Below are 13,302 nucleotides of genomic sequence, written 5' to 3'. Positions count from 1 at the left end.
AAACAGTTTAGATTAATTGCTATTTTTTAATATCGTTGGTGCTTACTAAAATCAAAGTAGGATTTAATTAAAAAGACGCTGTCCGTTCCTTAATAGGAATGGAAGCGTCTTTTTCATTTTATTTATAATGCATTAGCTCTTTAACTTTGTTGCGTTTAAGATTATGTTTTTCATTTTATTTAAGATTTTAAAAAAAAGTATATCTTTAACAAAACCAAAGTAAAACCAAACACTACTATATGGAAGACAATAAGCCAGAAGATTTTAAACGAGAATTAGGATTACTAGATGGAACAATGCTCGTTGTGGGTTCTATGATAGGTTCGGGAATTTTTATTGTCAGTTCAGATATGGTACGACAGTTGGGTTCTGCTGGTTGGCTTATTGCTATGTGGATTCTTACGGGAGTTATTACTGTCATTGCTGCAGTGAGTTATGGTGAGTTGAGTGCTATGTTTCCTAAAGCAGGCGGACAATATGTGTATATAAAGGAAGCTTACGGGAAGCTAATCGGTTTTTTATACGGCTGGAGCTTTTTTGCAGTAGTACAAACAGGTACAATTGCTGCTGTAGGTGTTGCTTTTGCTAAATTTGCTGCTTATTTATACGCTCCTTTCAGTGATAAAAACATTTTATATGAGATTGGCTATTTCAAGCTCAATGCTGCGCAGATTGTTTCTATTGCTACAATTATTTTATTAAGTTATATAAATAGTCGTGGGGTAAAAAACTCTAAGATTTTACAAACAGTTCTTACGGTAATTAAAATTTTATCCATCGCTGGATTGATTATTTTTGGTTTCATGGCTGCTAAAGCAGACGTTTGGGATGCCAACTGGTCTAATGCTTGGGTTTCACAATCACTGGATAAAGATTCGGGAAGTTGGATGCCTATTAGTGGCTTAGCTCTAATATCTGCTATTTCTGCAGCTTTAGTGGGGTCTTTGTTTTCGAGTGTGGCTTGGGAAGGAGTAACCTTTATTGCAGGAGAAATTAAAAACCCAAAACGCAATGTGGGTTTGAGTTTGTTTTTAGGAACTTTAATTGTTAGTGTTATTTATATATTGGCAAATGTGATGTATTTAGCAGTGGTACCTATACAAGGAATTGCGACTGCTGAATCTGATAGGGTTGCCGTTGTGGCTTCGCAAGATATTTTTGGTTCTATTGGGACTTTGATAATTGCCGTAATGATAATGATTTCGACTTTTGCTTGTAATAATGGATTAATTATGGCGGGTGCTAGAGTATATTATACGATGGCGCAAGACGGTGTATTCTTTAAAAAAGCGGCCCAATTGAATAAAGCAAGCGTTCCAGCTTGGTCAATATGAGTACAATGTTTTTGGGCTTCGGCATTATGTTTGACGGGTAAATATGGTGATTTATTAGATTTTGTAGTGATTGTAGTTTTGATATTTTACATACTAACTATTTTAGGGATATTTATTCTTCGTAAGAAAATTCCTGATGTCGAAAGACCGTATAAAGCTTTTGGTTATCCATTTTTGCCAGCGATTTATATTATAATAGCTTCTGCGATTTGTATGGCATTATTATATACTAAAACAAGTACAAGTGGTTGGGGAGTTTTGATAATGCTAATGGGAGTCCCAATTTATTATTTGACTAAAGCTAAGGAGTAGTTTTGGTGGTAAATGAGTTGAGTTCTTAAATAATAAAATCCGTCTCGTTATCATAACGCGACGGATTTTCTATTGAATTCAGGTTGAGTTGCTGCTATTTTAAATTTAAACTAAAAACTAAAAACTAAAAACTAAAAAACAAGACACAACTACAATCCTCAACCTGTAACTTAAAGACTAGTAGTACGTAAAACGTCTTACTTTGGCAATATATTTTGCTAGTCTAATTACTTGGTGACTATATCCGTATTCGTTGTCATACCAGATGTATAATACTATATTCTTTCCATCTCTTGAAACAATAGTTGCGTTGCTATCATAAATTGCAGGTTGTGAAGTACCCACAATATCGGATGAAACTAACTCGTTATTCATAGAAAATTTGATTTGCTCTACCAATTCACCTTCCAATGCATATTTTTTCATTATGGCATTGATTTCATCAACTGAAGTTTCTCTTGAAACTTCAAGATTTAAAACCACCAATGAACCGTTTGGAACGGGAACTCTAATTGCATTCGAAGTTAACTTTCCTTCTAATGAAGGTAAAGCTTTCGCAACAGCACTTCCAGCACCTGTTTCAGTGATTACCATATTCAAAGCAGCTGCTCTGCCACGACGGTATTTTTTATGCATGTTATCAACTAAATTTTGGTCATTAGTATAGGCATGAATTGTTTCTAAATGTCCTCTAATTATACCTAAATTATCTTCAACAACTTTTAGAATAGGAGTAATTGCATTTGTAGTGCAGGAAGCTGCAGAAAAAATATCAATCTCATCAGGATTATATTCATTTTGGTTTACCCCATGAACAATATTTGGAACTCCTTTTCCTGGAGCAGTAAGCAACACTTTGTTAGCTCCTTTTGAAACTAAATGGCGGCTTAGCGCTTCGTGTGTGGTAAAGGCTCCTGTGTTATCTATCACTAATGCATTATCAATTCCGTATTGCGTATAATCAATTTCCTCTGGACTATTTGCAGTTATGACGTAAACGGTAGTGCCGTTAATAATCAATGCGTTATTTTTAGTATCTGCAGTTACTGATCCCTGAAAATCACCATGAATAGAATCATATCTTAATAAAGAGGCTCTTTTTTCTAGTGTTGTTGCATCGTTTTTATCTCGCGTTACAATAGCTCTCAATCTTAATTGGCTTCCTTTTCCTGTTTTTGACATTAATTCTCGCGCTAATAAGCGTCCAATTCTACCAAAACCATAAAGAACAACATCCTTTGGATGAATTTCTTCTGAGTTTTTGGCGTTTTTTAATTTGTCAATCACAAAATACTTGGCATCTTGGTATTTGTCTTCTTCCAAAGCATATTCATAGGCTAATTTTCCAATGTCTAATTTTGCAGGTGGAAGGTCTAACTCTAAAATAGCTTTTGCAATTTTAACGGAATTGAAAATTGAAATTGGTTTACCTACAAATTCGGCAGCATAACCATGAAGGTTAATAATGTCGCTGACATTTCGATCAATTAATTGGTTGCGAAACAGAACCATTTCTATTGATTTATCATACCATAAATCACTGATGATTTTAATCAGTTTTACTCCTGCACGTCGCCTGTCGGCTTGAAAAGAAACTTCTTTTTCGTATAAAGTGGTAGTTGCCATGTTGAAAATTTAATGAAAATAAGTTAGTGTATTTTTTAAAATTTTGTGCAAAAATACCCATTTCAATCGATTTCGTAAACTATTTTGTGACTTATTTTTAAATAAAGCAGATTTCATTAGAATATAAAAATAAGTTCTGTTTTTAAAAGACAGACGATCGTAATTCTTATTGGTTGGGCTAATTTTTAGATGTCAATTTTTTAACGTACGGGCTTTTGATAAAGAAGAGTTTTGATTTCTGATTTAATATTTTTTCAATATGGTTCATTACAAAAGCTTTCTCTTTTACGTTTGTATTCTAATTTGCAAGGCTATTTTATCCTATTATTTAGGTGTTTTTTGCTTTTTAATAAATAGTTATGATTTAAATTATTGTATATCAAACATTTAAAAGTTTTTTGTCCCTTTTTTGTCCCCCTCTTATTTAGTAGTATTGATTTTTTTTGAAATAATTTCACATCAAGTTAATTAGTGACTTCAGTCACAATTAACATAATGAAATAAAAAACTTAAATCAATTATTTATGAAATCAAAATTACTATTATCAGCGTTTTTCATGATCTGTTCAATAACTCTAAACTATGCTCAAAGTTCAGCAACACAATCAGGTATTGCTGTCCAAGGTATTGCCCGAGATAATAATAATACAGCTAGGACAAATCAGACTATCAGTCTTACGTATACTTTGTATTACTTGGATGCGGCTAAAGCTCCTAAAGAAATTTATACTACTACTAAAAATGTAACAACTGATAATTTTGGTGTTTTCTCAGATGTTATTGAGCCAGCGGCTACAAATAATTTTTTGTTTGCGGACAATATCGCTTACCTTAAAATTGAAAATGGTGATGATGTAATTTCAGACGAGCAATTACGTCATGTTCCTTATGCTATTTCTGCAAACAACGGAGTGCCTACGGGTTCTATAATGCCATTTATTGGCGCAGTTGCCCCTATTGGATGGGCATTGTGCAATGGAACTCCTTTACCGACTACAGCTACAGCTTTAATCGCTATGGTAGGTGCTAATGCTCCGAATCTACAAGGAATGTTTCTTAGAGGGACAGGTACAGCTGGAGCAGGACAAACAGGACCTGCTTTAAAAGCGGTACAACAAGATAGTTTTGAAAAACACGCTCATGGTCCTGGTACACTTACAACAAATACGACTGGAAATCACAACCATTCCGACGGTGAATATCAATATATTTTACGAGTTACCGGTGATAATACTAGTGGAAATATAGATGATACTAGTGGTGAGCCAGATGTTAAATATCCAAAAAAAATGAAGGATGCTGGTTCCCACTCGCATGCCGTCACTGCTGGGGTAACACAAGAAATAGGGATTGATGAAACTCGACCAGTAAACTACGGTGTAAATTATATCATAAAATTATAAGCTGTAATTATGAAAAAAATACTAACAGCACTCGGACTCTTTTTTCTGGTAACAGGAGTAGGAGCCCAAAATGCAGGTGGAGCTAAAATTGTACCTGTATCTCAGGCTATCCAAAATAAGGGCTTCAGTATACAAGTCGGACTTCCTTATTTGGGACAAAATACAAATGGACCGAGGATTACAAATCCTGCAGATATCCGATTTCCATGGGATGTACTTTATTTGTATAATACTTTTGCCGAGGAGTCTTTTGAAGTATCTAAAGGCTTTTATGGTGATAAAATACTTATTAGTTGGAGTTTAAGAGCTAATTCTAACTTGGTTAAAGGTTTGAAAATATACCGAAGAATTTATTCCGAGCAGGGAGATAAACCGTATAATCTAGTTGTGGGGCTTCCTTCGACCGAAACTAATTATGAAGACAAATATGTTGAAGGAGGAGTACTCTACGAATACAAAGTAGAAGCAGAAGGAATTAGTAATATTTCAAGTCTTTATAATACCTATATAACTGGTATTGGGTATAGAAACCCTACTGCGGTTGTTACAGGTAACATTAGTTTTAAAGGAGGAAATCCGGTAAAGGATGTGATTGTTACAGCGGTCTCTAGCGGAAGTGAGTTAAAATCGGGTAGTTCTTTGAGTATTCCAGCGACTAGCTTTGTAAGCATCGGTGGTGCGAGTTCACTCTTATCTAATTCGGCGACTTTTCAAGCATGGGTAAAGCCTCAGAATGGATATACTAGCGATACAGAAGCGGCTATTCGATTATTTACAATATCAAACGCTACAACTACTATAGAAACTGCGGTAAAATTAAACCCTGTTAATAAAACAATGGATATTACTATTGGAGGCAATACGTATACTTTGAAAGATTATTTTCCTTCTGGAAAATTGAATACAAGAGGTGATGATGTGCTAGTGCCAATTTCAGAGTTTAACACTTCATTTGCTCACTTTTCAATAGTGCTTAATGACACTCAAGTCCCTTTGCTTTATATTAATGGTAGAGCTATTACAGCCCAATACAAGCAGAAAATAGCTCAATTAGGAATCTATTCAACTTTTGATGTTAGTATTCCTACTGGTACCATTTCATTGGTACAAGGATCTTGGGGCAATACTAAAGTCGGAGGTGGAAAGGCTAGTTATATTGATGAAATCAGAATATGGAACGCACCTTTGGACGAAGCAATAATACGTACCGACTATTCTCGATTTATAAGTGGAAATGATTCCCGATTGGTTTCGTATTTAAGAGCGAACGAGAAAACAGGTGCTTATGCTTATGATTTATCACGAAATGGTTTTAATTATAACAAAAATCATGGAAAATTTTCGAATGAGGATACAGATCCAACAGCCAAAGTAAAGTGGGCGACTGCAGCAGACAATTATCCAACTACCTCTCAACTGGGAGTTTTAGGGGTCACTGATAAAAACGGAAACTATCAAATAACATCAATACAGTATTCTGGAACTGGTGAATCTTTTAATATTACACCTTTATATGGTCAGCACAAATTTGAGCCCAATCAACAATTGGTCTATTTAGGACAAGGTTCAGAGGTGGTAAATAAAATTGACTTTATTGATCAGTCTTCGTTTAGTTTCAAAGGAGTTGTTCAGTTTGATACTCGAGGTGTTTTTCCTTCATTTGCAAAAGTAGATGATAAAAAAGCAACTAATGAAGGTGATGTATGGGTTGCTGGGGGGAGTAATATTATTGATGAAGGCTATAACGAATATGAAATTAATAGCGAAAAATATCCTAAAGGTAAATATTGGATACATGATGCTGGAACTCCTGCGGACAAGTCAGATGATTATTTGGATCGATATGCTACTATTTTTACAGAAGGAGCTAATGTTTATATAGATGGAGCTATTGTGTTAGATGCCAATAATATTCCAGTAGTTACTGATGATGAAGGTCGTTTTGATATCAGCGTACCTATTGGAAAACATTACATCACAGTAAAAAAAGATGGACATCAATTTACTTATAATGGTCGTTTTCCAGCAGCTACAAGTGAGTTTAAGGAATTTTTTGAAGACTCTAATGCTCCCGTTTATTTTATTAATACAACTAGAGTTGATGTAGTAGGTAAAGTGGTAGGTGGTGCTGTAGAGTCTGCTAAAGTTATTGGATTTGGTGACAAGGGTTTAGTCACAAAAACAGTGGTCGATTCTGGTATAACAAAAACACTGGAAGTTAGTGCTAAAAACAATATCGGTAAAGCTGATTTTACATTAGGCTATGCTCCAGTAGGAGCTAATGTTACAGATTACACTAAATTCAGTTTTACGACTAATGAAAAATCGGGTGAGTATCGAGTTGCTGTAATGCCACTACGTTATAATCTTCAAGATAGTGACTTAAAAATCAAAACTAACTCAGCTATTTCCTTATTAAAAGCAGGAACTACAGAGATATTTGACTTTTTAGCGATACCAGCTGTTAAAATACCTGAATATCAATACAAAGAAGGCGGTATTGATAAAATACTAAAAGGAACGGCCTATCATTATGAAAAAAGTTTTACCTTCAGATCTACTCCAGTATTACAAGTAACCCAGCAAACTTCTGAACAAAATCTTGATGTGAATGGAGTTTCTGTGTCAACAAAAAACTTTGTAAAACCTATTTATAAACAGTTTTTAGAATATAAAATTGTTATGAACCGTTTTGAGCGTTATACCAATAATGATTCTGGAATAGGTATTGATGTCAATGTACCGGTAACAGATGGAGAGTTAGTAAAAACCAATAATCTAGCTTTAGCTGATTCAGAGTCAATTGTAACGAATGGAAACACATTAACTTATACGTTTAAAGCAGGAGTGCCATCGGTACTACCTCCATTTGAAGTAAGAAGCACTTTAAAATATAGAATAAACGAGATTGATTATGAAGTTGAAAACTTTAAAGATACTGGTATTATTATAGGGGGTGCTTCAGACGGAAGTCAGACTTTTGTAACTGAAGCGCCTGAAATTCCAGCTATTATCTTAAGGGATCCACCAGGGTCGAACAGCTCTGCTACTATTGAACAAGGAACTAGTATTTCGTTTACCTCTCAAGCTTCTTTAACTGACCAGGAGGGTTTTTTAAATAATACTACTGCTAGTATGGGAACACGATTTGTTATTTCTGGAGGAATAGTACCAACCCCAGAAATAGATACTGAGGTTGTAAATAGTCTGGAATCTAATTTAGGCTTGAGTAATACGTCATTTGATGGTAAAAGTATAACAAGTACTTATACTTTTAATAAGGCAATATCAACTAGCGATGGTGTAGATTATGTAGGTTCTGATGGTGATTTATATATTGGAAACTCAAAAAACATGTATTATGGATCTTTTGATAATGTTGAGCTGTCTAATACAATACCCAAAAAATCAGTTAATGGTGTTTTACAAGAACTTCCAATAACGGAGTATGTAAATTTAGGTACGGTCTCAAATCCTGTTTATATCAGTAAGCAAAAAGCTTTGATGATAAATGATCGCATTAGCCCCACATTTTTCATGTATTCGCAGAAATATATTTTGAATACTTTGATTCCTGAATACGATGTATTCATTACGAATAATCTAAATGGACCAGACCCTAATTCTAAGAAAAACATCGAATTAAGAGAGGGATATATGGAGAAGATAAGATTGTGGAGAAAAGTTATTTTAGATAATGAAAAGAGCAAATATGCGGCAAAAAATAGTCCAGAAGAATACAAAGCAAGTTTGTCAAATGTCATAAGTAATTTTAAAAATAAAGTTAACGGAGTATATAGCACTGTTGTTGGAGATCCTGTAGCTGAAAATAAATTAAAAAGAAAACTTAACCAATCCGATGCTGTTAAAAACTTACTAGATTCTAATTTTAAAAAAAATCTTTCTTTTGATGCTGGCTTGGGTTCTTTTACACAAAGTGTAGAGACTAGTGTAGTAGAAGAATCTTCTACTTCCTACAACCTTGTTATTGATGAATCGCTAGCGCTGGAGCTTGGTTTTAAGATAAATAAAGTAGGACTGACTGTAAATACGAGTGCGTTTTTTCAGCAGGATATTAATTCTTCGGTATCTCAAGAAACTGCAAATACGACAAACATCAGTTATACGATTAAGGATAATGATGTAGCCAACTTTTTAAGCGTTGATGTCATTGATCCATTTGATGGTAACGGTCCTATTTTTATAACTAAAGGAGGTCAAACATCATGTCCTCAGGAAGGTGCAGAAATGTCACTTTTTTACAATAAAGCGACCTACGATCCTTTATCGAAAGTAATAGAGGAGTTGCCTGAAGATAAACAAGAAGCATTAAGTTTTGCTACTCAAATGGTAGAAGTTCCTGTACTGAAGGTAACTGAAAACAATGTTAGTAATATTTCTGAAAATAGAAATGCTGAATTCGAATTAATATTAACAAACAATAGTGCTGCTAAATCTGGAGCCAACTTTTTAGATGCAAGCTTCCGATTAATTGTAGACAATACTACTAATCCAAATAATGCCTTAATCAATATTGAGCCTAATGGAACTATTGTATATGTTCCTTATGGAGAAGAAGTGGTTTATAAATTAACTCTAGCTAAATCCATTTCTGATGTTTATGATTACAAGGATATAAAAATTAGAATGGAATCTTTATGTGATGCAGAAGAGGTAAGTTCAGAAGTACTAATTTCGGCAGGTTTCTTACCTTCCTGTTCTAGTGTAACGGTGAGTGCTCCGTTAAACAATTGGGTTTACAATAGAGAAAAGGCTTTTAATACTGATGGTACAACGAAACCATTAGCAATAAATTTGAATAATTTTAGTACTAAATTCAAGAGTTTCAAAAAACTTGATTTAGAGTATCGATTGGCGTCAAGTCCTAATTGGATTCGTTTACATACTTATTATGGCACTACTGCATTTTACGACGAAGCGGTATTAAACAAAGAGACTCAAATATCGGCTATTGGTTCAGCTTCTAATTTGACCTATAATTTTGACATTGCAACTTCAAAATTGCTTGATGGAAAATATGAAATTAGAGCGAGAAGTACGTGTACGAATGATACTGAGTTTATATCTGATGTTATAACCGGAACAGTCGATTTACGTGCGCCACAATTATTTGGCACCCCTCTACCTATTGATGGAATTTTAGGAGTGGGAGAAGATTTGAAAGTGAATTTCAGTGAAGATGTTTTTTACAACTCAGCAGTAAGTACTATAGAAATAAAAGGACAAACCAATCAATTGCCAGTTGATCATAATGTATCTCTTTATTTTGAAGGAAATAGTAACACTGCTGTAATAAATGATCCAAAAATTGCTTCAGGAGATTTGACTTTTGAATTTTGGATGAAAAATGGAACAAAAACTAGTAGTCCAAGTACTATTCTTTCACAAGAAGGTGGCTTGAGTATCGGATTACGTGGTACTGATGGTATTTCTTTCACATTAGGAGGTGTTACTACAGATGGAATTTTGACAAATGACAACTTATTTCATCACTATACCTTTACTTATAATAGCACTACTGGTGCTATTCGGATCTTCGAAGATGATACTGAAATAGGTACTAAAACAGCAAGTGCTAATATGCAATTTGCAAATAACAATGCATTGATAATTGGAGGAAATACATTTGTTGGAAATATGCATGACCTTCGTTTGTGGAATAAATCAATCACAAAGGAAGACTCGTATGCTAAAATGTTTAGTAAGTTATCAGGTAATGAGTCTAAATTGATTGGTTATTGGCCAATGAATGAAGGTAGAAGTAATTTGGCTAAAGATTTGGCGCGATATAAACATGCTACTGTCAATACTTCTTGGGATATCAAACCAAAAGGGACTTCATATGAATTTACTAACGGACAACATTTGGTAATGGACAATGTGAATTTTGTTCAGTTGACTAATGAAATGGACGCTACTATGGAGTTTTGGATAAAAACAGGAACTTCCCAGGAAGCTACCATCTTTTCAAATGGAAAAGGAGATGGATCGGATGTAATTCAAAGCAATGGCTTATCTAATAAATGGTCTGTTGATATCAATAATTCTGGTTTGTTATCATTGAAAAGTGAGGGCAAATCATATGAACTAACAACAAAAAGTGTTGCTGATGACAATTGGCATCATGTGACTTTATTATTCAATCGAATTGGTTCATTAAGAACGTATGTAGATACAAAATTAGTTTCTTCTAATCAAATGACTAGCATTGGCGGCTTCTCGGGCAATAAAGTTTGGTTAGGTGCTAGAGGTTCAAAAGATTTAGCAGGAATAGAAACTGTTGATCGTGAATTTACAGGGAAAATTGATGAATTCCGTTTTTGGAATACTTTGCGAAATGTGGAACAAATAACTCGAGATAGTTATCACGAATTAGATGTAGAAACAATAGGCCTGATGCTATATGCACGGATGAATGTTCCAGAACCAGTTACAGCTAATGGTCCAAGATACTATCATGCAGATGTAAACCAAACCGTAGTTGCGAGTAATGCTACACTAAGTAGTGGAGTGGTAAATTATTCTAATGATGTTCCAGCTATAAAACCAGAACGCCAGTTAATTAAATTTATGACAAATCATGTAATTAAAGAGGGCGAAATGATTATTGAACCAGTTATTACAGATTGGGCATCATTAAAAGGACAAACAGTAGATATTACGGTACACAGAATGTTTGATAGTGGTAATAATATGCAACAATCTCCAGCGACTTGGACAGCTTATGTAAATCGCAATGAAGTAAGCTGGTTTGCCGAAGGATACAATGAAATTGTAGAAATTGTTAAGAACAGTGGTGAAACAAAATCTTTTGATATCACGTTGGTTAATAAAGGAGGAAAAAAACACCCTTACACAATCAATAATGTACCTAGTTGGTTAAGTTTAAGCAAAAAATCGGGCACAATTGAACCTGATAGCAGAGTAACTATCGTAGCAACCATTGATAAAGAAATTTCAGCTGGTGCGTATTTAGAGAATTTGCAATTGCAAACAGACTTTGGTTACGATCAAAAAATACAAGTAAAATTGAGAGTTTTGGCTCCTGAACCAGATTGGAACGTTGATGCTACCAAGTTCGATTATAGCATGAGCATCGTTGGAAAAATAAAGGTTGATGGTATACTTTCAACCGATTCTTACGATAAAATTGCCGTTTTCCATAATGGAGAAGTTAGAGGATCAGTAAATTTAGTTTATAATGAACCGTATCAAGAATACTTTGCATTTTTGACAGTTTACAGCAACAGTAACTCTGGTGAAGATTTAACATTTAAGATCTGGGATGCTTCTCAAGGTATGGTCGTCGATGCAAGTCTTAATGCTAACACATCATTTACTTTTAGGGATAATGAAGTGTTTGGAACTTTAAGTAAGCCAAGTATTTTTGCTAATACTGGATTTGTAGAACAACAAATTGCGCTCAATAAAGGATGGTCTTGGATTTCTTTGAATGTATATGATGAAAGTTTTTCAAAAATTAATAGCTTGACTAAGAGTTTGATATTGGAAACCTCTAATCGTATTTTGAGTCATTCTCCTGCACAATTAGAAACTTATTTCAAAGATTTATCTACTCCTTCACGTAGTGGTTGGTCTGGAACGATAAGTACTGATGGAGGATTGCTAGCGTCAAAAATGTACAAGACTAATTTAACAAATCAGCAAACTTTAACTATTAAAGGAAAACGTCTTGATATTGCTAATTGGAGTTTTCCAATCAAAGAGAACTGGAACTGGCTTCCTTATCCATTGACCAATAATCAATCTACAAATGAGGCATTAGCTTATTTTGACGCCACTGATGGGGATATAATTAAATCTCAGAACTTATTTGCTGTTTATGATCCACTTATCGGATGGCACGGAACTTTAAAATATTTAGAGGCTGGAAAAGGTTATATGATTAAGTCAACGAAACCTCAAACCTTTAAGTATCCAACTTATCAAAATGAAAAGTCAAAGGCTCGTTTGAAAACAGTTTCAGAGGATAAGCAAGAGGCAATTAGACCAGATTTTCAACAGTATTCACAGAATATGAATGCTATTGTTTTACTACCTAAAGGTTTCGATGAACTATTTGTATATGATTCTAAAGGGGCTTTAAAAGGGGTAACAAAGAATCAAAAAGTTAACGGTGGAGAACTATGTTTTATAACCATTTTCGGAGATGACTCTGAGACACTAACTTTTACAATAGGAAATGAATTCGATAAGACAACTACGGCTAAAACTTTTGTTTTTAAAGGTAATGATGTCCTAGGAACGACCTTGAATCCTATTGTTTTAGAAGGAATTTCAAATAGCACTATTAATGGTACTAGTATCTATCCGAATCCTTTTGACACGAAATTAAACATAGCGCTTACTGTAGCTAAAAGTCAAGAAGTGAAAATTCAACTTTTTACAGTAGCAAGCCAATTAGTGTTTACTGAAGAAAAACAGGTGGAAAAAGGCAATAATCTACTTGAAGTTGCACCAAATGTAGCTCAAGGTGTTTATATCTTGCAAATTGAAAGAGATGGGAAAATAGAAATTTTTAAAGTAATTAAAAAGTAATAATCTAATTATTGAGCTCCTAAAAAGTTGCTCATAAAACAATTTTT

General features: G+C 34.1%; 3 protein-coding genes and 1 pseudogene. 3 read left to right on the top strand and 1 reads right to left on the bottom strand.

Annotated elements, in window-relative coordinates:
• The first annotated feature begins 239 nt into the window (after positions 1-239).
• Positions 240-1,646 (top strand): annotated as a pseudogene (locus LNP27_RS00525) (APC family permease).
• Positions 1,647-1,823: 177 nt separating this feature from the next.
• Here LNP27_RS00525 and LNP27_RS00520 read toward each other — a convergent pair.
• Positions 1,824-3,272 carry a glyceraldehyde-3-phosphate dehydrogenase gene (locus tag LNP27_RS00520; RefSeq protein WP_229942604.1) on the bottom strand — a complete coding sequence of 483 codons (1,449 nt, stop codon included), beginning with the start codon at positions 3,270-3,272 and terminating at the stop codon, positions 1,824-1,826.
• Positions 3,273-3,796: 524 nt separating this feature from the next.
• On the opposite strand from LNP27_RS00520, the gene LNP27_RS00515 reads away from it, so the two are divergent.
• Entirely contained in the window at positions 3,797-4,675 is an 879-nt protein-coding gene (locus tag LNP27_RS00515) for a tail fiber protein (RefSeq protein ID WP_229942603.1), read from the top strand.
• A gap of 9 nt (positions 4,676-4,684) precedes the next feature.
• The gene (locus tag LNP27_RS00510) at positions 4,685-13,255 is read left to right on the top strand and encodes a LamG-like jellyroll fold domain-containing protein (protein ID WP_229942602.1); all 8,571 of its coding nucleotides are present in this window, start codon (positions 4,685-4,687) and stop codon (positions 13,253-13,255) included.
• Positions 13,256-13,302: the final 47 nt, after the last annotated feature.

Origin of the sequence: Flavobacterium galactosidilyticum (genome assembly GCF_020911945.1) — a bacterium.
GTDB lineage: Bacteria > Bacteroidota > Bacteroidia > Flavobacteriales > Flavobacteriaceae > Flavobacterium > Flavobacterium galactosidilyticum.
Note: the sequence above shows the minus strand (reverse complement) of the source record. Positions and strands in the feature narration are given on the sequence as shown.